21 protein-coding genes are annotated in these 23875 nt (G+C 69.6%); 10 read left to right on the top strand and 11 right to left on the bottom strand.

The window, feature by feature from the left end; all coding sequences use genetic code 11:
* Positions 1 to 84: 84 nt before the first annotated feature.
* Both AC5Y5B_RS00835 and AC5Y5B_RS00830 read right to left on the bottom strand, forming a co-directional pair.
* Complete coding sequence (locus AC5Y5B_RS00835; protein ID WP_112633390.1) at positions 85 to 1026, bottom strand: MBL fold metallo-hydrolase; 942 nt, start codon at positions 1024 to 1026, stop codon at positions 85 to 87.
* The gene (locus AC5Y5B_RS00830) at positions 1023 to 1478 is read right to left on the bottom strand and encodes a PPOX class F420-dependent oxidoreductase (protein ID WP_500002724.1); all 456 of its coding nucleotides are present in this window, start codon (positions 1476 to 1478) and stop codon (positions 1023 to 1025) included. Before AC5Y5B_RS00830 ends, AC5Y5B_RS00835 begins: the two co-directional genes overlap by 4 nt.
* A 61-nt stretch (positions 1479 to 1539) precedes the next feature.
* Between AC5Y5B_RS00830 and AC5Y5B_RS00825 the strand changes: the two genes are divergently transcribed.
* From AC5Y5B_RS00825 to AC5Y5B_RS00805, 5 genes are all read left to right on the top strand, one after another.
* A complete protein-coding gene (locus AC5Y5B_RS00825; protein WP_112633389.1) occupies positions 1540 to 1941 on the top strand; it encodes a helix-turn-helix domain-containing protein in 402 nt (133 codons plus the stop codon).
* Positions 1938 to 2414 (top strand): VOC family protein, encoded by a 477-nt coding sequence (locus AC5Y5B_RS00820; RefSeq protein WP_112633388.1) that lies wholly within the window; start codon positions 1938 to 1940, stop codon positions 2412 to 2414. The genes AC5Y5B_RS00825 and AC5Y5B_RS00820 overlap by 4 nt, the downstream gene beginning before the upstream one ends.
* A gap of 97 nt (positions 2415 to 2511) precedes the next feature.
* Positions 2512 to 4338, top strand: coding sequence for a fatty acid--CoA ligase FadD11 (gene fadD11 / locus AC5Y5B_RS00815; RefSeq protein WP_500002719.1), 1827 nt, complete (start codon positions 2512 to 2514; stop codon positions 4336 to 4338).
* Positions 4335 to 6227: a lysophospholipid acyltransferase gene (locus tag AC5Y5B_RS00810; RefSeq protein ID WP_500002716.1), complete on the top strand. Its 1893-nt coding sequence runs from the start codon at positions 4335 to 4337 to the stop codon at positions 6225 to 6227. Before fadD11 ends, AC5Y5B_RS00810 begins: the two co-directional genes overlap by 4 nt.
* Before the next feature lie 119 nt (positions 6228 to 6346).
* Positions 6347 to 7132 (top strand): DUF6065 family protein, encoded by a 786-nt coding sequence (locus AC5Y5B_RS00805; RefSeq protein ID WP_112633385.1) that lies wholly within the window; start codon positions 6347 to 6349, stop codon positions 7130 to 7132.
* A 7-nt stretch (positions 7133 to 7139) separates the two neighbouring features.
* Here AC5Y5B_RS00805 and AC5Y5B_RS00800 read toward each other — a convergent pair whose 3' ends face one another.
* Both AC5Y5B_RS00800 and AC5Y5B_RS00795 read right to left on the bottom strand, forming a co-directional pair.
* Positions 7140 to 8609 (bottom strand): FAD-dependent oxidoreductase, encoded by a 1470-nt coding sequence (locus AC5Y5B_RS00800; protein ID WP_500002714.1) that lies wholly within the window; start codon positions 8607 to 8609, stop codon positions 7140 to 7142.
* On the bottom strand, positions 8606 to 9013 hold the full coding sequence (locus tag AC5Y5B_RS00795; RefSeq protein WP_500002711.1) for a hypothetical protein: 408 nt from the start codon (positions 9011 to 9013) through the stop codon (positions 8606 to 8608). The genes AC5Y5B_RS00800 and AC5Y5B_RS00795 overlap by 4 nt, the downstream gene beginning before the upstream one ends.
* A 96-nt stretch (positions 9014 to 9109) precedes the next feature.
* Between AC5Y5B_RS00795 and AC5Y5B_RS00790 the strand changes: the two genes are divergently transcribed.
* From AC5Y5B_RS00790 to AC5Y5B_RS00775, 4 genes are all read left to right on the top strand, one after another.
* Positions 9110 to 9667: a TetR/AcrR family transcriptional regulator gene (locus AC5Y5B_RS00790; protein WP_112633382.1), complete on the top strand. Its 558-nt coding sequence runs from the start codon at positions 9110 to 9112 to the stop codon at positions 9665 to 9667.
* Positions 9668 to 9733: 66 nt separating this feature from the next.
* The gene (locus AC5Y5B_RS00785) at positions 9734 to 10171 is read left to right on the top strand and encodes a nitroreductase family deazaflavin-dependent oxidoreductase (RefSeq protein WP_112633381.1); all 438 of its coding nucleotides are present in this window, start codon (positions 9734 to 9736) and stop codon (positions 10169 to 10171) included.
* Positions 10172 to 10209: 38 nt separating this feature from the next.
* Positions 10210 to 11493, top strand: a complete 1284-nt coding sequence (ilvA, locus tag AC5Y5B_RS00780) for a threonine ammonia-lyase (RefSeq protein WP_112633380.1) — start codon at positions 10210 to 10212, stop codon at positions 11491 to 11493.
* 17 nt (positions 11494 to 11510) lie between these two features.
* Positions 11511 to 12419 (top strand): phosphatase PAP2 family protein, encoded by a 909-nt coding sequence (locus tag AC5Y5B_RS00775; RefSeq protein ID WP_112633379.1) that lies wholly within the window; start codon positions 11511 to 11513, stop codon positions 12417 to 12419.
* Here the strand turns inward: AC5Y5B_RS00775 and AC5Y5B_RS00770 are convergent.
* Positions 12399 to 13070 carry a pyridoxamine 5'-phosphate oxidase family protein gene (locus AC5Y5B_RS00770; RefSeq protein ID WP_112633378.1) on the bottom strand — a complete coding sequence of 224 codons (672 nt, stop codon included), beginning with the start codon at positions 13068 to 13070 and terminating at the stop codon, positions 12399 to 12401. The genes AC5Y5B_RS00775 and AC5Y5B_RS00770 overlap by 21 nt on opposite strands.
* A 40-nt stretch (positions 13071 to 13110) precedes the next feature.
* Between AC5Y5B_RS00770 and AC5Y5B_RS00765 the strand changes: the two genes are divergently transcribed.
* A complete protein-coding gene (locus AC5Y5B_RS00765; protein WP_500002702.1) occupies positions 13111 to 14439 on the top strand; it encodes an aminotransferase class I/II-fold pyridoxal phosphate-dependent enzyme in 1329 nt (442 codons plus the stop codon).
* A 7-nt stretch (positions 14440 to 14446) separates the two neighbouring features.
* Here the strand turns inward: AC5Y5B_RS00765 and AC5Y5B_RS00760 are convergent, their stop codons facing one another.
* The 6 genes from AC5Y5B_RS00760 to sucT form a co-directional block, all read right to left on the bottom strand.
* A complete protein-coding gene (locus AC5Y5B_RS00760) occupies positions 14447 to 14626 on the bottom strand; it encodes a hypothetical protein (RefSeq protein ID WP_500002700.1) in 180 nt (59 codons plus the stop codon).
* 37 nt (positions 14627 to 14663) lie between these two features.
* On the bottom strand, positions 14664 to 15284 hold the full coding sequence (locus AC5Y5B_RS00755; protein WP_500002698.1) for a mismatch-specific DNA-glycosylase: 621 nt from the start codon (positions 15282 to 15284) through the stop codon (positions 14664 to 14666).
* Positions 15285 to 15301: 17 nt separating this feature from the next.
* Positions 15302 to 17047, bottom strand: coding sequence for a malto-oligosyltrehalose trehalohydrolase (treZ, locus tag AC5Y5B_RS00750; protein WP_500002695.1), 1746 nt, complete (start codon positions 17045 to 17047; stop codon positions 15302 to 15304).
* Positions 17040 to 19340: a malto-oligosyltrehalose synthase gene (gene treY, locus AC5Y5B_RS00745; RefSeq protein WP_500002693.1), complete on the bottom strand. Its 2301-nt coding sequence runs from the start codon at positions 19338 to 19340 to the stop codon at positions 17040 to 17042. Before treY ends, treZ begins: the two co-directional genes overlap by 8 nt.
* Positions 19341 to 19343: 3 nt before the next feature.
* Entirely contained in the window at positions 19344 to 21554 is a 2211-nt protein-coding gene (glgX, locus tag AC5Y5B_RS00740) for a glycogen debranching protein GlgX (RefSeq protein ID WP_500002691.1), read from the bottom strand.
* 61 nt (positions 21555 to 21615) lie between these two features.
* A complete protein-coding gene (gene sucT, locus AC5Y5B_RS00735; protein WP_500002689.1) occupies positions 21616 to 23781 on the bottom strand; it encodes an acetyltransferase SucT in 2166 nt (721 codons plus the stop codon).
* Positions 23782 to 23875: the final 94 nt, after the last annotated feature.

The raw sequence follows: 23875 nt of genomic DNA, 5'->3' as shown, positions 1-23875 counted from the left end.
GGATCGCCAAACCTCCGCGAGTGTGAAATTAGCCGCACATTCGCGCCCCAACGTGAAGCTAGCCGCACACTCGAGCGCCACCGGCTACCCGGCCAACCGCAGCGCCGCCTGGTGGTCGTGGGTCGGGACGATCGTGACCGCATGGCGCGCCAGGTGCAGGCGGTGCAGGGTCTTGAAGGTCTGCTCGCGGTCCTCGTCCACCAAAACACCCGGGTAGCTTGATTTTTGGCGGACCTTCTCGATCTGCATGGCGTGCCAGGCCGCGTCGCCGGCGATCAGGATCCACCCGCGTGCGGTGTGGGCGAGCACCCCGACGCTGCCCGGGGTGTGCCCGGCGAGGTCGACCAGCAGCACGGAGCGGTCGCCGAAGAGGTCTCGGCTTCGGGTGAAGGTGAGCACCGGCGGACCGTCCAGTTCATAGTCGACAACGGCCCGGCCGCGCAACGAATCCCGCACGCCGCCGACGGGTGCGACGGGCCCGGCGCCGATCCAGTCGTGTTCGGTGCGGTGCAGGTGGACGGGCAGGCCCGGTAGGTCCAGCAGGCCCGAGACGTGGTCCCAGTGCGCGTGGGTGGGCAGCGCGAAATCCAATCGCGTCGCCTCGGGCAACCGACCCAGCGCGTTGATCGTCGGGACGGTGCCGGCGGGGGGACGGACGGCGACCCGGAGCACCGCGGGCAGTTGGGCGATCGCCCGTCTCTCGACGTCGACGCACACGGCGGGGTCGACGATGAAGGTGGCGTCCGGGTGACACACGACGAACGACGTCAGCGAGTTCTCGATGCGGGCCGGCGTGAAGACGCCCTCGACGATGGCCGCGGTCGGCACCGAGCGGGGCACCTGTGGTAGCGCGGTCACCGTCACCGTGCGCCCGGGCGTGGGCAGCCCGGCGTCGGTGATTGTGCGGATGAAGCGCTCGTCGGGCCGCCTCGGACGCATCATGCCGAACACCAGTCCCGTTGCGGCGCTGCAGCATTGGCGGATACCGGGCGAGCGGACGGGGTCGGCCACGGGTGCGTGCGTCATGGCAGTTCCACCCGCACGATCACGCTGTCCGGCCATACCCCGCGGTCGCGAGCGCGCCGCAGTTTCTCGCGGGCACACAGGTTTTGGTGCACGTTGGTCACGCCGGGAACCTTGATCAGCGGCACGATGTTCCATTGCCAGCCGTAGCGCCGGTGCAGCACGCGGTTGGCGCGTTCGGCCTCGGCGCCGGAGAGCACCGTGGCGTGCCCGGTCACCCAGGACGCCTCAGCCGCGCCCGGGCGCAACCGTCCCCGGTAGTCGCACGCCGCGAGTTCGACGTCACGACGCGCGGCCAGCCGCCGGGTCTTCGGGCCCACCTTGGTGCGGAACAGCAAGCCGCCGTCGTCGACGGCGAACCAGATCGGGGTGTCGACGGGCGTGCCGTCGCGGCGAAACGACCGCAGCAGCGCGTAGCGAGACTCGGCGAGTTCCGCGTATCGGGGGATGGTCATGACCATAGTCAAGGACTTAGAGTTGACTCGAAGTCAAGCCGTGGATTCTCGGGAGGTCGTGATGGCGCCAAGCCTGACGATCGGGGAGGTGGCGCGCCAGGCCGGGGTGGCCGCGACCGCGTTGCGCTACTACGAGCAGATCGGCCTGGTGCCCGAGCCGGCGCGGCTGGGCGGTCAGCGCCGCTATGACGACTCGGTTCTGGCCCGCCTCGAGGTGATCGCGCTGTGCAAGGCCGCCGGGTTCTCGCTGGAAGAGATCCAGTTGCTGTTCGCCGACGACGCGCCCGGGCGGCCGGTCAGCCGCGCGCTGGCCGAGGCCAAACTCGCCGAGATCGACGCGCAGATGGAGTCGCTGGCCCGCGCCCGGGCCGTCATCGAATGGGGGATGCGCTGCACGTGCCCCTCAATCGACGCCTGCACCTGTGGCATTCACCCACCCCACGCCGGCAAGGAGCCCGCATGACCCAGCAGCACCCCATCGCCGTGCAGAACTTCTCGCACATCTGCGTCGGCGTCTCCGACATCGAGGCCTCGCTGGCCTTCTACACCGGCGTGCTGGGCATGGACGTGGTGTTCGACGTCGAACTCGAGGGCGCCGGACTGGAATCGGTCACCGGCGGCGCCGCCCAGCGGGGCCGCATGATCGGCGGGCTGATCGGCGCGGCGATGGTGGAGCTGTTGTCGTTGGGCGCGGTGCCCGAGTGCCCGAGCGGCCCGCACCTGGGTTATACCAACATGTCGTTTCGCGTCGACGATCTGGACGCCGCCTACCAGACCGTCACGCGCCACCACCCGGGTGTGCGGGCCGACCCACCCGTCGACATCGGGGGAGTGCGAATGTTCTTCGTCTACGACCCCGATGGCACACCGATCGAGTTGGTCGAGCTGCCCGGCGGCGTGACGAGCACCGTGCAGCTGTGGCGCCCCGGGTCATGACCCGGCCCCCGGCGAAGTCACGCGATATGTTCCCTGCCCCTGTGCGCGGACGTAGGCTCACGAAGGCAGTGCTGATGCGGCGCCGAGGAGGACGGAAATGACGACAGCGCAGGCTCCCGCCACCCTATGCGAGGCTTTCCAGCGCACCGCGTCGATCGACCCGCAGGCCGTCGCGCTCCGGACGCCCGGCGGCGCCCAGACGCTGACGTGGCGCGAGCTCGCGGAGCAGGTGCGCATGGTCGCCGCCGGCCTGGCCGGTCTGGGGGTCCGGCGGGGCGACACGGTGTCGCTGATGATGGCCAACCGGATCGAGTTCTACCCGTTCGAGATCGGCGCCCAACACCTTGGGGCCACGTCGTTTTCGGTGTACAACACGTTGCCCGCCGAGCAGTTGACCTACCTGTTCGACAACGCCGGCACCAAGGTCGCGATCTGCGAGGAGCAGTATGTGGACCGCATTCGCGCCAGCGGTGCACCCATCGAGCACATCGTCTGCATCGACGGCTCGCCGCCCGGTACCATCTCGGTCGACGACGTGTATGCCGCCGCGCACAAGGATTTCGACTTCGAGGCGACGTGGCGGGCGGTACGACCCGACGATGTCGTCACGCTCATCTACACCTCCGGGACCACCGGAAACCCCAAGGGCGTGGAGATGACGCACGCCAGCCTGCTGTTCGAGGCGCGCGGGCTCGACGCCGTGCTCGGCAGCCGGTTCGGTGATCGAACCACGTCCTACCTGCCGTCGGCGCACATCGCCGACCGGATGATGGCGCTGTATCCCCTGGAGGTGTTCGGCACCCAGGTGACCACCGTCGACGACGCACGCGCCGTGGCGGCGGCGCTGCCCGACGTGCGGCCCACGGTCTGGGCCGCGGTCCCTAGAGTGTGGGAAAAGCTCAAGGCCGCAATCGAATTCGTCATCGCCAGCGAGACCGACGACGTCAAACGCCAGGCGTTGCACTGGGCGATGTCGGTGGCAGACAGGCGCGCCGGCGCGCTGGTGTCAGGCGGGCCGGAGCCCGCCGAGCTTGCCGTCGAATGGGCCAGGGCCGACGAGCTCGTGCTGTCCAAGCTGCGCGAGCGGCTCGGGTTCGGCGAACTGCGCTGGGCCGTGTCCGGTGCCGCTCCGATCCCCAAGGAGACCCTGGCGTTCTTCGCGGGCATCGGCATCCCGATCAGCGAGGTCTGGGGCATGTCGGAGCTCAGTTGCGCTGCGAGCGTGGCGCATCCGGACGACACGCGACTGGGCACCGTCGGCAAGCTGCTGCCCGGCCTGGAGGGCAAGGTCGCCGAGGACGGCGAATATCTGATCCGCGGCCCACTGGTGATGAAGGGCTACCGCAAGGAACCCGCGAAAACCGCCGAGGCGATCGACGCCGACGGCTGGCTGCACACCGGCGACATCATCGAGGTCGACGCCGACGGTTACCTGCGAATCGTCGACCGCAAGAAGGAGCTGATCATCAATGCGGCCGGAAAGAACATGTCCCCGGCCAACATTGAGAATGCCATCCTGGCGGCGTGTCCCATGGTCGGGGTGATGATGACCATCGGCGACGGGCGACCGTACAACACCGCGCTGATGGTCTTCGACGCCGACTCGGTCGGCCCGTACGCGGCCCAGCGCGGCCTGTCCGACGCCTCGCCCGCCGCCCTGGCGGCCGACCCGGAGGTCATCGCGCAGATCGCCGCCGGGGTGGCCGCGGGCAACGAGAAACTGTCCCGCGTGGAACAGATCAAACGGTTTCGGGTCCTGCCCACCGTGTGGGAACCCGGTGGTGACGAGATCACGCTGACGATGAAGCTGAAGCGCAAACCGATCATGGCGAAATACGCCGAGGAGATCGAGCAGCTCTACGCTCCCGAATCGCATCCGGACGTGCACGAGCCGGCCGAAGCCGTCACGGTGCAGCCGGCATGACCGGGGGACCGGTGGGCACGGCCCGCGAAATCGGCCGGGCCGGTGTTCGAAAGCTGTTGCAGCGCACCGGCATTGTCGAGGAGTCGACGTCACCGCTGTCGACGGACCCGGCCGAGGTCGCCGATTTGCTCGGCGCGCCGTGGTACGACGAGCGGCTGGGCAAGCTGGCACATGAGCTCGGGCGCGAGCTGGACAGCGTGCGCGCCGAGGCCGCCTGCTACCTGCGCGAGATGGCGCCCTCGCTCGACGAGCGGGCGGTGAAGGCCTGGCGCAGCTTCAGTTGCTGGCTGATGCGCGCCTACGACGTGCTGACCGACGAGGATCAGATCGCCCAGCTGCGCAAGCTGGACCGCAAAGCCACACTGGCGTTTGCCTTTTCGCATCGCTCCTACCTGGATGGGCTGCTGTTGCCCGAGGTGATCCAGGCCAACCGGCTCTCGCCCGCGCTCACCTTCGGCGGCGCCAACCTCAACTTCTTCCCGATGGGCGCCTGGGCCAAGCGCACCGGAACCATCTTCATCCGGCGCCAGACCAAAGACATTCCGGTCTACCGCTTCGTGCTGCGCGCCTATGCCGCGCAACTGGTGCAAAACCACGCCAACCTGACCTGGTCCATCGAAGGCGGCCGGACCAGGACGGGCAAGCTGCGGCCGCCGGTGTTCGGAATTCTGCGCTACATCAGCGACGCCGTCGACGAAATCGACGGCCCCGAGGTGTATTTGGTGCCGACGTCGATCGTGTACGACCAGCTGCACGAGGTGGAGGCCATGACCACCGAGGCCTACGGCGCGACGAAGCGGCCCGAGGACTTTCGCTTCCTGATCCGGCTGGCGCGACAGCAGGGCGAGCGGCTGGGCCGCGCCTACCTCGACTTCGGTGAACCACTGCCGCTGCGCAAGCGCCTCGAGGAGCTGCGCGCCGAGGAGTCCGGCACCGGCACCGAAATCGAACGCATCGCGCTGGACGTCGAACACCGGATCAACCGCGCCACGCCCGTCACCCCGACCGCGGTGGTGAGCCTCGCGCTGCTGGGCGCCGACCGCTCGCTGTCCATCAGCGAGGTGCTGGCCACCGTGCGCCCGCTGGCGAGCTACATCGCGGCGCGCAACTGGAAGGTGGCCGGCGCCGCCGACCTGACGAACCGCTCGACCATCCGCTGGACGCTGCACCAGTTGGTCGCCTCCGGCGTCGTCAGCGTGTACGACGCCGGCACCGAACCGGTCTGGGGCATCGGGGCGGAGCAGCACCTGGTCGCCGCGTTCTACCGCAACGCCGCCATCCACATCGTCGTCGACCGCGCGATCGCCGAGACGGCGTTGCTGGCCGCCACCGAGGACGCCGAGGGTTCGGTCGACGGGCTGGTCCAGCCGACCGCCGTGCGCGACGAGGCGCTCAAACTGCGCGAATTGCTGAAATTCGAGTTCTTGTTCTCCGCGCGAGCGCAATTCGAAAAGGAGCTCGCCGACGAGGTCCGCCTGCTCGGGCGCGTGGATGACACCAGCAAGGCGGCCAGCGCGGCCGACGTGCGCGGCCTGCTGGAAAAGGCCGACGTGCTGCTGGCGCACCTGGTGCTGCGCCCGTTCCTCGACGCCTACCACATCGTCGCCGACCGGCTCGCCGACTACGACGACGAATCGTTCGACGAGGACGCGTTTCTCGCCGAATGCCTCGAGGTGGGCAAGCAATGGGAGCTGCAACGGAGGATCGCCAGCGCCGAGTCCAGATCGATGGAGTTGTTCAAGACAGCGCTGCGATTGGCCCGGCATCGTGAACTGGTCGACGGCGTCGAGGACCTGGACATCGCCCGGCGGCGCCGTGAGTTCGCCGAGGAGATCGCCGCGGCCGTCCGGCGGGTGAACACCATCGCGGAGCTGGCCAGGGCCCAGTGATCGTGCGTTCAGCGCGGGCGGTGCGGTTCACGGACCGTTAACGTGTGGTCGCGATAGTGCGTGGGCGACGTCGGTGAGGGTCGACGGTGTTCGATAGCGGCCGGTGAAGCGAGGATGCGATGAGTGAGGAATCGGGCGGGCGGTCCCGCCCGCTGATCGGGTATGTCACCCACGACATCGCGCCGCCGATCAGCCCCGCGCCGATCGGCCGGGAGTGGATGTCGGAGATACGCCAGGGCTGGCCGCACCGGTGCCTGCCGATGCTGATCGCCAACCAGAGCGGCTGGGAGGTGCGCAACCGCAGCGCGTTCACCGCGACGTGGATGGGCGGCAACGACCGCACCAACCTGATGATCGCCCCCGACACCCGCGACAGCGGCCAGTTCCTGCCGTCGAGTCACTTCGGCTACGGCATCCTGACCTGGCACCTGCCGATCCTGTTCCGCACCCCGCCGGGTTACAACCTGCTCGTCCGCGGGCCGGCCAACCATCCGAAGGACGCCATCTCCCCGCTGGAGGGAATCGTCGAAACCGATTGGTCCAGCTCGAGTTTCAGCATGAACTGGAAATTCACCCGCGAGTTCATGCCGGTGCGATTCGAGATCGACGAGCCCATCTGCATGATCGTGCCGCAACGCCGGGCCGAGCTGGAGGAGTTCGCGCCGGAGCTTCGGCCCATCGAATCCGACGAGGAGCTGCACCGCAAGCACGAGCACTTCCTGGGCTCGCGCGGGGCGCTGGGTCGCGAACAGGAAGCGGCGGGCGGCGCGCCCAACGAGAAGGTGCCGTGGCAGGGCGATTACACGCGCGGGCGGCACAGCGACGGAGAGCCCGGCGCCGACGACCACCAGACCCGCCGCCGACTGCGGCCGTTCGTCGCGCACGAATCGGAGAACGCGGACTAGCGCGAAATCACCGCGCCCGCACGGGAAGTGCGGCGGGTGCCGCCGCCTGGGTGATCGCGTGGGGCGCCTGCGCCGAGGCGCCGGCCCACGCGATGTATCCGTCGGGACGCACCAACACGGCCGGGCCGCGGTCGGCCCGCTGCCCCTGCAGCATGGCGGGTGCCTCGACCGGGGCGGCACCGTATTCGCGGATGAAGACGTAGCCGCCGCCGCGCTGCAGGCGCGCCAACCGTCCCTCGACGAGGGGGATCGCGGCGGCCCGGGTGCCGACCAGTCCGCGCCGGCCGTACCGCAGCCCGGTACCCGCGAAACTGCCGGCCACGAAGTCCTGCACGGCGGGTATGCGAAGAAGGTTGGGGACCAACAGGTTACGCAGCCAGATGGCGGGTCGCCGGTGCAGCGTCGCGGCGCGGGCGATCATGCCGGACTGCACCAGCACCCGCTTGCCGATCGGATGGCGTTCGCTGTGGTAGGTGTCCAGGAGCGCGTCGTCGGCGCCGGAGAGCACCGCGTCGAGCTTCCAGGCCAGGTTCGCGGCGTCCTGGATGCCGGTGTTCATGCCCTGGCCGCCCATCGGGGAGTGCACGTGCGCGGCGTCACCGGCGAGGAACACCCGGTCGTGTCTATACCGGGCGACTTGCCTTTCGTCGCAATGGAATCGCGACTTCCAGCCGATCTCGGTCACGCCGAAATCGGTGCCCATGGCGCGGGCCAGGACATCGACGATCTCGGCGTCGTCGACGGGCGCGTCGTCGGGCAGCTGGTGGTCGCGGTCCCACACCAGGGCCCGGTACCACGAGCCGTCCTCGTCGTGGCGGTTATATGGCGCCAAAAATCCCAGGACGTCACCGGCGGTGCCCACCACCAACCCGCCCCGGGACGGGCCGTGGGCCAGCTTGACGTCGGCCAGCATCAGCGAGGTCAGCACCATCTTGCCGGGGAAGTCCGCGCCCAGCAGGGTGCGGACGGTGCTGTGCGCGCCGTCGGCGCCGATGACATACCGGGCCCGCCACGTCTGCCGGTGCGCGGGATCGTCGTCGCCCTTGGGGCGGGCGGTGACGGTGACGCCGTCGGCGTCCTGCGCGAGCGCGACCACCTCCACGCCGCGGCGGATGTCGGCGCCTTCGGTCACCGCGTAGCGGCGCAGCGCGGCGTCGACATTGGTCTGCGGGGTGATCAGGACGAACGGGTAGGCCGAGTCCAGCCGGGTCAGGTCGAGGCGGGCCTTGGCGAACAGCGTCACGTCCGGGCCTCGCTGCCCGACCGCGAGTAGCTCGTCGGCCGCGCCGCGGGCGTCGAGGACCTCCAGGGTTCGCGGCATCACGGCGAACGCGCGGCTGGTCGGGTTCTCGGCGGCCCAGCGCTCCAGCACGGTCACCGCCCGCCCGGCGCGGGCCAGGTCACCCGCGGCGGTCAGACCCGTGGGGCCGGCCCCGACCACCAGGACGTCGACCTCGTGAACGGCGGTTGTGGTCATCGGATCGCTCCTTCCGGTTCGGGGTACCAGCGACGGATGTCGCCGGGGGTGGATTGCGCGGCCCGGTTGAAGACGAAGCGGCAACCGGGCTGGGTGGTGTGCGCGATGTTGACGATCGACTCGAACAGCAGGGTGTTGCCGGGCACCAGGCGGATGCCGGCGCCGATCAACACTGCGTCGTAGCGCTTGGCGCGCAGCCACTCACCGGCCTTGTCGGCGCCGGCGACGCCGACGTCGATCAGGCAGTTGTCGACCTGGTAGCCCGCGGCGCGCAGACCCGCGACGTTGGCGTCGTTCGCGGCCCGCAACACGTCCTTCGACAGGCCGCGGAACTGGGCGAACTCCGGCGACGAGTAGTCGATCGCGTCGGGGTCGAGCCCGATCTGGATGACGGTCACGGTCATGTCTGCGCCTCCTCGGCCACCCGATTCAACAACTGTTGAAATCAACGTAAGCCCGGCCGCTGGCGATGTCAACAGTTGTTGAACTAGAATTTCGGCATGCCCGGTAAAACCCGCGACGGCAAGGTCACCCGCGCGACGATCCTGAGCGCCGCGCGGACCCTGTTCTCTGCCCACGGCTTCGAGCGGACCACCATCCGCGCGGTCGCGGCCGAGGCCGGTGTCGACCCGGCGCTGGTCATGCACTACTTCGGCAACAAGGCCGACCTGTTCGCCGCGGTCTCGCGGCTCGACATCACCTTTCCCGACCTCACCGGGGTCGCCCCGGAACGCATCGCCGACATCCTGGTGCCGTTCCTCATCCGGGTGTGGGACCCGGCCGGGTCGTTCCTGCCGCTGCTGCGCGCGGCCGCCACCAACCGGACCGCCGCCGACGCCCTGCTGGAGGTGTTCGTCGACAAGGTCGCCCCGGCGTTGGCCACCGTCACCCCCGACCGGGCCGCCGAGCGGACCGCGATGGTGGGATCGCAGGTGTTGGGAATCGCTATGGCGCGCAACGTCGTTGGGGTGCCCGCGCTGGTCGCGATGGACGACGCGACGCTGACCGAATGGCTGCGCCCGGTGCTGGCGCACTACCTCACCGGCGCGGCGCCGTGATCGCGCCGCATGGGGCCACTGCGCTGAGCCGACGGGACCGGCGAATCCGCGCCTAAAGTTGATGCCATGCCGCTTACCGGAGAATACGAACCGTCGCCATGGGATTGGTCTCGCGAGCAAGCCGACAAATACGCCGAGTCGGGGGGAGCCGAGGCCGCCGACATGAAGGGCAAGCCGATCATCCTGCTGACGACGGTGGGCGCCAAGACCGGCAAGCTGCGCAAGACGCCGCTGATGCGCGTCGAACATGACGGCCAGTACGCGGTGGTCGCCTCGTTGGGCGGGGCGCCGAAAAACCCGGTCTGGTACCACAACATCAAGAAGAACCCCCGCGTCGAGCTGCAGGACGGCTCGGTGACCCGCGATTACGACGCCCGCGAGGTCTTCGGCGAGGAGAAGGCGACCTGGTGGGAGCGCGCCGTACAAGCGTGGCCCGACTACGCCGAGTACCAGACCAAGACGGACCGCCAGATCCCGGTGTTCGTGCTGACCCCGGTCGACTGAATTCCGGAGTTGGTCGGCTGTCGTGGCACCATTGATCAGTGTCCGCCGAATTGAGCCAGAGTCCGAGCGTCTCGCCGCTGTCCGCGGCTGACATCGACGGCGCGGCCAAGCGGATCGCCGCGGTGGTCACGCCCACCCCGTTGCAGTTCAGCGACCGGTTGTCGGCGATCACCGGCGCGCAGGTCTACCTCAAGCGCGAGGACCTGCAGATCGTGCGCTCCTACAAGCTGCGCGGCGCCTACAACCTGCTGGTCCAGCTGTCCGAGGCGGAGCTGGCCGCCGGCGTGGTGTGTTCGTCGGCGGGCAACCACGCGCAGGGCTTCGCCTACGCGTGCCGGATGTTGCAGGTGCACGGCCGCGTCTATGTGCCGGCCAAGACGCCCATGCAGAAGCGCGACCGGATCCGTTACCACGGCGGCGACTTCATCGACCTGATCGTCGGCGGCAGCACCTACGACCTGGCCGCCGAGGCGGCCCTGGCCGACGTGGCAAGCACCGGCGCCACACTGGTGCCGCCCTATGACGATCTGCGCACCATGGCTGGTCAGGGCACCATCGCCGCCGAACTGCTCGATCAGCTCGACCAGGAGCCGGACCTGGTGGTGGTCCCGGTCGGCGGCGGCGGCTGCATCGCCGGCATCACCACCTACCTCGCCGAACGGACGAGCAACACCTCGGTGCTGGGCGTCGAGCCGGCCGGCGCCGCGGCGATGATGGCCGCGCTGTCGGCCGGGGAGCCGGTGACGCTGGACGACGTCGACCAGTTCGTCGACGGCGCCGCGGTCCGACGCGCCGGCGACCTGACCTACGCCGCGCTGGCGGCCGCCGGCGACATGGTCTCGATCACCGCGGTCGACGAGGGCGCGGTGTGCACCGCGATGCTGGACCTGTATCAGAACGAGGGCATCATCGCCGAGCCCGCGGGCGCGCTGGCCGTCACCGGATTGCTGGACGCCGACATCGAGCCCGGATCGACGGTGGTGTGCCTGATCTCGGGCGGCAACAACGACGTGTCGCGCTACGGCGAAGTGCTCGAGCGTTCGCTGGTGCACCTCGGCCTCAAGCACTACTTCCTGGTGGACTTCCCCCAGGAGCCCGGCGCGCTGCGCCGCTTCCTCGACACCGTGCTCGGACCGAACGACGACATCACCCTGTTCGAGTACGTCAAGCGCAACAACCGGGAGACCGGCGAGGCGCTGGTCGGCATCCAGTTGGGATCCTCGGCCGACCTGGACGGCCTGCTGGCCCGGATGCGCGCCACCGAGCTGCATGTCGAGACCCTGAAACCGGGGTCGCCGGCCTACCGCTACCTGTTGCTCTAACTCCCGGACCGCGATAGATGCACGAGCCGTATGGATCCGGTACCAGCGGTTTCGGCCTGGTCAGCGCCGGCTTGGCGGCGTGCCTCCTGCTGCTGGCGTGGGCGGCGATATGGATCGCGCGGCGTGGGCCCCGGGTGGCCCGGGTGTGGCGGCGGGTGTCCGACAACGCCGCGATCGGCGAGGCGTTGACCTGGGTGCGCGACCGGATCGGCGCCGGGGAGGGGGCGCTGGCGCGTCGGTTGCGGGGCAGCGAGGTCGCCGCTGTGGCGTTGCTGGTGGGGCTGGTCGTGGTCGTGGCGCTGGCGGTCGGCTTCACCGAGGTGCTCGACGACGTGCTCGAGGGCGACGGCATCGCCGGATTCGACCGGCCCGCCACGAGATGGCTGGCGACCCACCGCGATCTGTGGCTGACCGGCGTCCTGCGGGTGGTCACCGTCGCGGGCAGTCCGCTTTTTCTGGCCGCGGTCGCCTTGCCGATCTCCGTCGTTGCCGGTTGGCGGTGCGGGTCGTGGCGGCCCGTGGTGCTCGCCCTGGCCGCCGGCGTGGGCATCCCGGTCGTGCTGTTCACGGCCAAGGTGTTGGTGGGCCGGCAACGCCCGTCCCTACCGTTCGCCCTCATCGACGCGGACGGGTATTCGTTTCCCTCCGGACACGCGACCGGCACCGCCGCGAGCATGGTCATCGCCGCGTGGCTGCTCACCCGCTGGCTCGTCCCGTGGTGGGCCGGGCGCGTGGCGGTATGGGCGCTCGCGACCGCCGTGACGTTCGTCGTCGGGTTTTCCCGCGTCTATCTGGGAGTCCATTACATCAGCGACGTGCTGTCCGGCTGGTTGCTGGGGATGGCCTGGGCCGGCACCGTCATGCTCGTCGGGTCCTGGTGGGACAACACCCGACGCGCGCGCGGCTCAGCGGCGATACCCCCGTAAGTACGGGGGCACCGCCGTGCCGAGGGGCAGGTCGTCGGCCGGCGCCGGCGGCCCGGCCGTCAGGCTCAGCGGCACCACGCCCGCCCAATGGGGCAGCGCGAGGTCCTGCGGATCGTCAGCCGGTGGCCCGCTGCGCACCTTCGCCGACACCTCGAGGAGGTCGAGCGCGAGCACCCCGGTCGCGGCGAGCTCGCGGGCATCGGGGGCGCGGCAGTCGGCGGCGCGCCCCGCCGCGATGTGATCGAGCAGGCCGTCCAGCGCCCGCGACTTCTCCGCCGGATCGTCGACCACGCGCGCGTCACCCAGCACCACCACCGAGCGGAAGTTCACCGAGTGCTGCATCGCCGAGCGGGCCAGCACCAGGCCGTCGACCAGGGTCACGGTGACGCAGACCGGCAGCCCCGATCCCGCGGCTGTGGCCGCCTTCGCCGCCAGCACCGGGCCGCCGCCGGTCGACCCGTGCAGGTAGAGCGTTTCGTCGAGCCGGGCGTGCGTGGTGGGCAAGACCACCGGGCGGCCGGCGCTCAGGTAGCCCAGATGGCAGATCAGCGCCTCATCGAGGATGCCGTGCACGGTGCGCCGGTCGTAGTGCGCGCGCTCCCGGTAGCGGGTCGGGGTGGTGCGTGTGGTCGGTGGGTATGCGGTGTCCACGGCGTGGCCCTTACATTTGTTCTAGTACATACTATATTGCGTGCCAGTACAAAACAGCATAACCGGAACGGGCGCGGAGTCCATAGCCGCCAGCATCGAGGCGGCGATCTCGGGCGGTTCCCTGGCGCCCGGGGATGCGCTACCGCCGGTGCGCGAGTTGGCCGCACAGCTCGGCGTCAACGCCAATACCGCCGCCGCGGCCTACCGCCTGCTGCGTCACCGCGGGGCCGTCGAGACCGCCGGTCGGCGCGGCACCCGCGTGCGCCATCGCCCCGCGACCACGCCACGCTCGCTGCTCGGCCTGGACGTGCCCGCCGGCGTGCGCGACCTGTCGACCGGGAATCCGCACCCGGCACTGCTGCCCATCGCGGGCGCCGTGCCGCCCGGCCCGGGTGCGGACCCGCCAGTGCTCTACGGCGAGCCGGCCGTCTCGCCGGCGCTGGCAGAGTTCGCCGCCCGCGCGCTATCCGCCGATGGGATCCCCGCCGACCACCTGGCGGTGACCAGCGGCGCGCTGGACGGCATCGAACGCGCGCTCACCGCGCATCTGCGCCCCGGCGATCGCGTCGCCGTCGAGGACCCGTGCTGGGCCAACCTCCTCGATCTCCTTGCCGCGCTGGGCCTTTCGGCCGAACCGGTGCGCGTCGACGACGACGGCCCGCTGGCCGACGACCTGGCCCGGGCGCTGGGTGCCGGGGTGCGGGCGCTGGTGCTCACCAACCGCGCCCAAAACCCCACGGGCGCCGCGCTTTCGGCGGAGCGCGCCGACGCCCTGGGCGGGCTGTTGGCGCGGCGGGCCGAGGATCTGCTGGTGGTCGAGGACGACCACTGCGCCGGCATTTCCGGGGCGCCGCTGCACACCCTGGCCGGCCACACCGCCCATTGGGCGTTCGTCCGCTCGGCGTCCAAGGCCTACGGCCCCGACCTGCGGGTGGCCGTGCTCACCGGCGACCACCGCACCGTCGAGCGGGTGCACGGCCGGCTGCGGCTCGGGCCCGGTTGGGTGAGCCACCTCCTGCAGCGCATGGCCGTCGGCTTGTGGTCCGACCCGGCGGCGGCGGAGCTGGTGGCAACCGCCGAGCGCCGCTACGCCGACAGCCGAATCCGGCTGTGCGACGCCCTGGCCCGGCGCGGCATCGACGCGCATGGGCGCTCCGGGCTCAACGTGTGGGTGCCGGTTCCCGACGAGGCGGTCGCGGTGTCGCGCCTGATGGGCGCCGGCTGGGCGGCCGCACCGGGCAGCCGGTTCCGGATGCACACGCCGGCGGGCATCCGCATCACCATTTCCGAGCTGAGCGCCGCTGAGATCGATCCACTCGCGGACGCGGTCGCCCGCGCGGTGCGCCCGGCCGGCCGGACCATCGTGTAACCGCAGCTCACGCGCCCTCGTCGTCGTCGGTGCCGGGCCCGGGACCCCTCCACAACAGCTCGACGCTGGGATACGGCGGCATGTCGTGGCGCACGGTGTGGCGGCCCGACGGCGGCTTGGCGGTGCGGCGGCTCGGCTTGCGCCGGCAGATGCGCCGCAGGGGATGACCGAATTCCGATTGACTCATGGCGGCATCATCGGGGGTGAGCCCGCCGGGCCGCTATTCAGTTATCCACAGCCCGCTCGGGCCGGGAGAATCGCGACGACGAACTGGCAAGGATTCCGGCGGCCTGGGCAACTTCGCCGTACGCGGCCGTCAGGCTCGACAACGTCGAATGCGCGTTGCGGCCACTGGGATTGGGGACCACCCACAGTTCGGTGGCGCCATACGGCGACGGCTGTTTGCCCGCCTGGGCGCGGCGCTGACCGAAAGCGGCCCGGTACGCGGTGATCCCGAGGACCGCGACGACACGCGGCGAGAACTGTTCCACCATCCGGTCCAGTTTCCGCCTGCCGTTGATCAGTTCGGCGGCGGTGAGCTCGTCCGCGCCCGCGGTCGCCCTGTCGACCAGGTTGGTGATGCCGATCCCGCGCCGCACTAGGTATTTCCAGTCGTCCGGCGCAAGCCCCGACGAGGCGTCGATCAAGTGATCGGTGATGCCGGCGCGGGAGAGCGACGGCCAGAACCGATTGCCGCGAGGCGCGAAATGTGCTTGTACCGCAGCGGTTCTCAGGCCGGGATTGATGCCCACGAACAACAGTCGGACCTGGTCGGAGATCAGGTCGGGCACGGTGCTGCCGTGGAATCGTTTCAGCTCCTCCCGGGTGAAGCGGAGCTCATCCATGGTGCAACGACGCGTGATCAGCCGGGGCCACCCGCGCTCCGCAGTATCGCGAACGAATGCCCGGGCAACTCGGTCTCGTCGGGGTGAACCGCCGGCTCGTCCCAGGCCAGCACCACCTCACCGCTGACCGGGACCCGCACCCGCTCGGCGCCCAGGTTGCACGCGATGCGCAGCCGCCCGCGCGAGACGACGATCCAGCCCTGGCCCTCGTCGTAGTCCACGGTCAGGTTTTCCAGCCAGGGGTCGGCCAGGTCGGGGTGGTCGCGCCGCAGCGCGATCAGGTCGCGGTAGAGGCGGTGCAGCCGGGCGTGCTCGCCGGTGTCGACCTCGGCCCAATCCAGCTTGGAGTTGGTGAACGTCCGCGGGTCCTGCGGGTCGGGGATCTCGTCGGCGTCCCAGCCGTGTTCGGCGAACTCGGCCTTGCGCCCCTCGGCGGTGGCCTTCGCCAGTTCCGGTTCGGGGTGCGAGCTGAAGAACTGGAACGGGGTCGACGCCGCATATTCCTCGCCCATGAAAAGCATTGCGGTATAAGGAGTCCCAAGGACGAGCGCGGCCTTGATCGCCAGCTGGCCGACGGTCAGGTTCTGCGACGGCCGGTCGCCCAGGGCCCGATTGCCGACCTGATCGTGCGTGCAGGTGTAGGCGACCAGCCGGGTGGCCGGGATGCCCGATTGCGGGCTGGTGTCCAGCGGCCGGCCGTGGCGGCGACGCCGGAACGACGAATAGGTGGCGGCGTGAAAGAAGCCGTGGCGCAACGTCTGCGCCAGGGTGGCCAGGCTGCCGAAGTCGGCGTAATAGCCCTGGCGCTCGCCGGAGACCGCGGTGTGGATGGCGTGATGGATGTCGTCGGCCCACTGCCCGGTCAGGCCGTAGCCGCCGCGCTCGCGCGCGGTGATCAGCCGTGGGTCGTTCAGGTCGCTCTCGGCGATCAGCGACAGCGGTCGCCCCAATTGCTGTGCCAGCCAGTCCGTTTCGGTGGCGAGCTCCTCGAGGATGTGGATCGCGGTCGTGTCCACCAGCGCGTGCACGGCGTCCAGTCGCAGGCCGTCGGCATGGAAATCGCGCATCCAGCGCAGCGCGCAGCCGATGATGTAGCGGCGCACCTCGTCGGAATCGGCATCGGCGATGTTGATGCCCTCGCCCCACGGGTTGCTCGCCGACGACAGGTAGGGCCCGTAGCGCGGCAGGTAATTGCCCGACGGGCCGAGGTGATTGAACACCGCGTCGATCAACACTCCCAGGCCCCTGCCATGGCAGGCATCGACGAAGCGCACCAATCCGTCGGGACCCCCGTAGGGCTCGTGCACGCTGTACCACAGCACGCCGTCGTATCCCCAACCATGGGTTCCGGCAAAGGAATTCACCGGCATCAGCTCGACGAAGTCGACGCCGAGATCGACCAGGTAGTCCAGCTTGTCGATGGCGGCATCGAAGGTGCCCGCCTCGGTGAACGTGCCCAGGTGCAGCTCGTAGATCACCGCGCCCTCGACCGGGCGGCCGGCCCACCCGCTATCGGTCCACCGCGCGGCGGCCGGATCCCACAGCTGCGAGCGGGCGTGCACGCCCTCGGGCTGGCGCGCCGAGCGCGGGTCGGGCAGGACGGTGGGGTCGTCGTCGAGCAGATAGCCGTAGCGGGCGTCCGGGGCGGCGTCCACGGTCGTATGCCACCAACCGTCGGCCGAGTGCGTCATGGCGTGGGTCTGGCCGTCGACGTCGAGGCGAACCAGCGCGGGTTTGGGCGCCCAGACCCGGAATTCAGTCATGGTGGCGTTCCAGCAGCACGACGGGCAGGTCGGCGAACAGTTGGGCCGCCGACGTGGGGCCGTCGGCGATCGCCCCGGTGAGCGCGTCCTTCCAGGTGCCGTCCGGCAGCGGCAGCACCGTGTTACCCCAGCCGGCTTCGGCCAGCCGCACGGTCCAGCGGGTCACCGCCACCACGATGTCCTCGCCGCGGCGATACGCCAGCACGTGATCGGCGGCGTCGCCGTCGGCCAGGATGGGTACGTAGGCGCCGTGCAGGAAGGTGTCCGGATGGTCACGGCGCACACGGAGCGCGGTGGTGACGACGCGGATCTTCGGATGCTCCAGCGCCTGCAGGGCGGCGCGCCGTGCCGAGTAGTCGACGGCCCGGCGATTGTCGGGATCGACCAGGCTGTCGTCCCACAGCTCGGTGCCCTGGTACACGTCGGGAATCCCGGGCACGGTCAGCGCCAGCAGCTTCTGGGCCAGCGCGTCGCTGGCGGCATGCGGATTGAGTTGGGCGACAAGCTCGGTCAGCTGGCCCGCCACCGGGCCGTCGAGCACGGTGTCCAGCCACCGGTGCACCGCGTCCTCGAATGCGGTGTCCGGGTCGTTCCACGAGGTGTGCCAGGCCGCTTCGCGGATGGCCTTCTCGGCGTAGGCGTGCAGGCGCTCGCGCAGCTCGGCGGTGACCTCGCCGTTGACCGGCCATACGCCGAAGATGTTCTGCCACAAGAACTGTCCGGTCGCCGGGTCGGGGGACGGCGCCTTGATCTCCCAGCGGGCGAGGAACTCGGTCCACAGCGACGGCACCTGCGACAGCACCGAGATGCGGGCGCGCACATCCTCACCCCGCTTGGTGTCGTGGGTGGTCAGCGTCGTCATGGCCTGGGGCCACAGCCGGGCGCGGGTGGCGGCGCTGTGGTGGAACTCGGCGGCGCCGACGCCGAAGCGGTGCGGCTCGCCGCCCACCTCGTTCAGCGAGACCAGCCGGGCGTCGCGGTAGAACAAGCAGTCCTCGACGGCCTTGGCGGTGACGGCGCCGCACAGCTGCTGCAGGCGCGTCGCCGGCTCACCGCTGCGGGCCAGCGCCGCGGCCAGCACCTGCAGCGCCGGACCCAATGCCGGTGCGCCCGCCTGGGTTTCGGCCAGCGCGGTGGGCAGCAGCGCGACCAGGCCGGGGTAGTCGCAGCGGTAGACCCCGATGTGGGTGAGCAGCGCGGCCACCGCCTCGGGCAGCTGCGGGTGGTCGACGCCTGCGGTGGCCGCGATGCTGCGGCGCAACCGGCGTAGCTCGCTCGCCAAGGTGTCGGTGGCCGAACGGGTCTTGAGGTCCGCCAGCATGTCCGGCATCGCCTGGTAATCCACCCCGGCGGATTCCACCAGCGCCGTCAGCGCCGGGGCGCCGTCGGGATCCACCAGAACACCGCCGATTTCGCGCAACACGTCATAACCGGTGGTGCCCCCGACCGGCAGGGTGGGCTCGAGCGCCTCGTCGACGGCCAGGATCTTCTCGATCACGATCCAGGCGTCGGGGCCGGTCAATTCGCGCAGCCACGCCAGGTATCCGCACGGGTCCGACAGGCCGTCGGGGTGGTCGATGCGGATGCCGTCGACCAGGCCCTCGGTGAACCACCGGGCGACCTCGGCGTGGGTGGCGTCGAAGACGGCGCGATCCTCCTGGCGCAACCCGGCCAGCGAGGTGATCGAGAAGAAGCGGCGGTAGCCGCACACGCCGTTTCGCCAGCCGACCAGGCGGTAGTGCTGGCGGTCGTGCACCTCGGGGCCGGTGCCGGCCGCTGTGCCGGGCGCGATCGGCAGCGCCAGGTCGCCCAGCCGCAGCAGGTCGCCGTCGACGGTGAGGTCGGCGGCGTCGTCGTCGGACCCCAGCACCGGCAGTACGATGCGGCCGTCGTCGTCGAGGTCCCAGTCGATGTCGAAATACGTTGCGTAGGGCGAGGAACGGCCGTTGCGCAGGACGTCCCACCACCACGGGTTCTGCTGGGGCACGTCGATGCCGACGTGGTTGGGCACGATGTCGACGATCAGGCCCATGCCGCGTTCTCGCGCGGCCGCCGACAACCGCGCCAACCCCTCGCGGCCGCCGATCTCGGGGGACACCGTCGTCGGGTCGGTGACGTCGTAGCCGTGGCTCGATCCCGCCGCCGCGGTCATGATGGGGGACAGATACAGGTGCGACACCCCGAGGTCGTTCAGGTAGTCGAGCAGGTTTTCGGCGTCGGCGAAGGTGAACGCGAACCCACTGGATTCACCACGTAGTTGCAGCCGGTAGGTGGAGATGACGGGTAATGCCATGCGTCACTGCGTCTTACGCAATACCAGCAGCGAGCGCGAGGGTAGCGACACCTTCTCCTCGGCGGTCACCACCTGGTCGGCCCCTTCTTTGCGGCCCGTCGGTTCGTTGGTGTCCAGTTCCACGGTCCACTCTTTCGCGTAGTCGCTGTGCGGCGTCGCGAACTCCACCGGCTCGTCACCGGCGTTGAAACACAACAGGAATGAGTCGTCGACGACCCGTTCCCCGCGCGCGTTGGGTGCGCTGATGGCCTCACCGTTGAGGAACACCGCCACGCACTTGTGAATGCTTTCGCCCCAGTCCTCATGCGTCATCTCGCGGCTGCTCGGATTCAGCCAGGCGATGTCGCGCACCTCGTCGCCGGTTCGGATCGGCTCGCCCTCGAAGAACCGGCGCCGGCGAAACACCGGATGCCGCTTGCGCAGCGTGGTCACCCTGCGGGCGAACGCCAGCAGGTCGGCGTTCTTGTCGACCAAAGACCAGTCCATCCAAGACAATTCGGAGTCCTGGCAGTACACGTTGTTGTTGCCGTTCTGGGTGCGGCCGAACTCGTCGCCGTGGGCGATCATCGGCGTGCCCTGGCTGAGCATCAGCGTCGCCCAGAAGTTGCGCATCTGCCGGTAGCGCAGCTCGGTGATGTCCGGGTCGTCGGTGGGGCCCTCGACGCCGCAGTTCCACGACCGGTTGTGGCTCTCGCCGTCCCGGTTGTCCTCCCCGTTGGCCATGTTGTGTTTCTCGTTGTAGGACACCAGGTCGTTCAGGGTGAACCCGTCGTGCGCGGTGACGAAGTTGATGCTCGCGCTGGGACGGCGGCCGGTCGCCTCGTACAGGTCCGACGACCCGGTCAGCCGGGAAGCGAACTCGCCAAGGGTTGCGGGTTCGCCCCGCCAGTAATCGCGCACAGTATCGCGATACTTCCCGTTCCATTCGGTCCACAAACCCGGGAAATTTCCGACTTGGTAGCCGCCCTCGCCGACATCCCACGGTTCGGCGATCAGTTTGACCTGGCTGACGATCGGATCCTGCTGCACCAGATCGAAGAACGCGCTCAACCGGTCGACGTCGTGCAGTTCGCGGGCCAGCGTGGCGGCCAGATCGAAGCGGAACCCGTCGACGTGCATCTCGGTCACCCAGTAGCGCAGCGAGTCCATGATCAGCTGCAGCACGTGCGGGTGGCGGGGGTTGAGGCTGTTGCCGGTGCCGGTGTAGTCCTTGTACCGCCGCAGGTCGGTATCGTCGAGCCGGTAGTAGGCGGCGTTGTCGATGCCGCGGAAATTGATGGTCGGCCCCAGGTGATTGCCTTCGGCGGTGTGGTTGTACACCACGTCGAGGATCACCTCGATGCCGGCTTCGTGGAAGCTGCGCACCATGGACTTGAACTCGGCGACGCTGGACGTACGGTTGGCGGCGTACTGGTTGTGCGGCGCGAAATAGCCGAACGTGTTGTAGCCCCAGTAGTTTCGCAGACCCAGGTCCAGCAGCCGCGAGTCGTGCATGAACTGGTGCACCGGCATCAGCTCGATGGCCGTGACCCGCAGCGAGCGGAGGTGGTCGATGATCGCCGGGTGGGCCAGCCCGGCATAGGTGCCCCGAAGCTCCTCGGGGACGCTGGGATGGGTCTGCGTCATCCCCTTGACGTGGGCCTCGTAGATGACGGTCTCGTGGTACGGGGTCAGCGGAGCGCGGTCGGATCCCCAGTCGAAGAACGGATTGCTCACCACGCTGGTCATGGTGTGGCCCAGCGAATCGACCATCGGCGGAACGCCCGGGTCGAGCCCGTCGGCGTTGGGTCCGTCCGGGTCCCTCTCGTTGAAGGCCTTCATGTCGTAGGAGAACAGCGCCTGACCGAAGGTGAAGTCGCCGTGAAAAGCCTTGCCGTACGGGTCGAGCAGCAGCTTGCTGGGGTCACACCGGTGGCCGGCGGCCGGGTCGAAGGGGCCGTAGACCCGAAAGCCGTAGCGCTGGCCCGGAGTGATGTTCGGCAGGTACGCGTGCCAGACGAATCCGTCCACCTCGTCCAGGGGAATCCGCGACTCGCTGCCGTGATGGTCGATCAGGCACAGCTCGACCTTCTCGGCGATTTCGGAGAACAACGAGAAGTTGGTTCCCGCGCCGTCGTAGGAGGCGCCGAGCGGATACGGGTTTCCCGGCCACACGGTGGCCAGCTTGGGTTGGTGGTTACCGCCTGGTTCTGAAGCGGGACTGTTGGTTGACACCTAACGACCTTATCCGCGCGGGGTTGGCCTCACGCGCGGTAGCGGCCAGGAGTAAGCCGGGTCACCACCAGCCGGTCGCCTCGGCGATCTGGCGGCCCAATTCGGGTGCCATGGTCCGCACGTAGGTGGGCGAGAGGTGGTGGGCGCCGTGATAGATCAGGATGTTCCCCTCGACCGGGCGGCACACGTCGGCGCGGCAGATCGCGTCGGACATGTCGAGCACCTTGAGCTGCGGGAACTGCGCGACGAAGTCGAGCGTCTGGTTGCGGTCGGAGAGCATGTCGGAACGCTTGATCGCGCAGGACTGCGGCGTGCCGTTGCGTTTGGCGAGGCAGTCCGCCGGGTCGAACGGCTGGCCGTTCTTCACCAGCCACGGCGTGTCCCGCATCCCGAGAATCGGAATGTTGTTGTCGGACAACGTCTGCCAGATGCCGATATAGGTGGCGGGCATCACGTCGCCGGACTTGATGTTCCACGGCCGCGTGGTGGTGGTGAACACGTAGTCGGGCCGGTCGGTGACGAGTTTGGTCATCGTCCGCTGCACCCACTCCCGGCATTGCGGGTACGGGGCGTTGTTGCCCATGATCAGCGGGACCTGCTCGGTCGACAGCGGGCAGCCCATCTTGAGGTACGTCACGACCTTGAAGTGGTGCAGCTTGCCCAGGATGTCCAGCGCGGGCAGCCAGTGTTCGGCGTGCGATCCGCCCGCCAGCGCGATGGTCCGGTCGGCGGCGATGTCGCCGTAGGTGCAGGTGACCACCGCGGGGTTGACGAAGTCGCTGATGCAGCCGTCCCGGGTGGAGGCGGGCAGGTCCTGTTTGACCTCCAAGACGGTGGGACGCATGGGCAGCGCGGGCACCCGCACGTGTTCGGTGAGGGCGCGAGCGCCGGGGTAGTCCTGCGGGTTGAGGACGCTGAGCTCCTTGCCGGCCGACCGCAGGACGGTGACGTGCTGACGCCAGGTGAATGAGGTCGCCGTCAGGGTCACGCCCAGCAGCACGATGGCCGATCCCAGGGCCATCGTCGGCCGGGCCAGCCGCGTGGCCCACGGAATGGTCGGTGCCGGCGCGGCGGCCGGTTTCGAGGATGCGCGGTAGCGCAGCGGGTCCTCGACGAGCCGGTTCGTCAGATACGCCAGCACCCCGGACACCAACAGCAGCACCGCGCCTTCGACGACGCCGGCGTGCTTGTGCCCGCTGTAGGACAGCCAGAAGATGAGCAGCGGCCAGTGCCACAGGTAGAGCGCGTACGCCATGGCGCCCAGCTCGACCAGCGGCCGCGTCGCCAGCAGCCGATTGGGCAGCGGCAGCCTCCCACCCGCGCCGCCGCCCTGCAGGTTGGCTCCGACCAGGATCATCAGCATGGCGGCGCCGACCGGCACCAGCGCCCACGGGCCGGGGAACTCGTGCACGCCGTCGATCAGCGCCCCGCAGGACAGCACCGCCACTAGCGCGACCGTGGCCAGCATCGTCCGCAACCACATGGGCCAGCGGATGCGGCCCACCAGCGCACCGACCAGCGCTCCCAGCAACAACTCCCACCCTCGCGCGAAGCTGTTGTAGTAGGCGGCCGCCTGGTCCTGCTGATGGGCGATGATCGCGTACACAAACGAGGCCACCGTCAACGCGGTCAGGACCCCCACCAACGCGGGCCGCAGCCGGGGCGGGCGCCGGAACAGCAGGGCCAAGCCGGCGATCAACAGCAGGAAGCTGACGTAGAACTGGCCCTGCACCGACATCGACCAGATGTGCTGCAACGGGCTGACGGCCTCGCCCGCCCGCAGGTAGTCCGAGGCGGTGTTGGCCAGCTCCCAGTTCTGGTAGTAGCCGAGGCTGGCCAGGCTCTGGTCGGCGAAGGTCTCCCACCGGGTCTCGGGCTGCACCAGGATGGTCAGCACCGCGCAACCGGCCAGCACCACGACCAGGGCCGGAACCAGCCGCCGGATGAGCCGGATCACCTCGGCCACCGGCGACAGCGTGACGGCCGGGTTCAATGCGGCGCGAATGATCTTGCCGCCGAAGAAGAATCCCGACAGCGCCAGGAACACGTCCACGCCGCCGGAGACCCGGCCGAACCAGATATGGAAGGCGGCGACCAGCGCAATGGCGACACCGCGCAGGCCGTCCAGGTCGTAGCGGTAGAACCCCTGGGACCCCGTGCTGCGCGTTCCCGCGGCGGACGAATCGGCGGTGGCGTCCGGTGCGGGAGACGGTGGCGGGGTCGGCATGATCGCCAGTCAATTTACCGAAAACCCGCCACCGGCTCCCGACAGCTCGCGGTGGGGAGGCTGCTCAGCGGGTCGCTGAGCCTCCGCCCGGGCG

It is taken from the genome of Mycobacterium sp. NGS33, from assembly GCF_059812885.1.
This window is presented reverse-complemented; position numbering and strand designations above follow the sequence as displayed.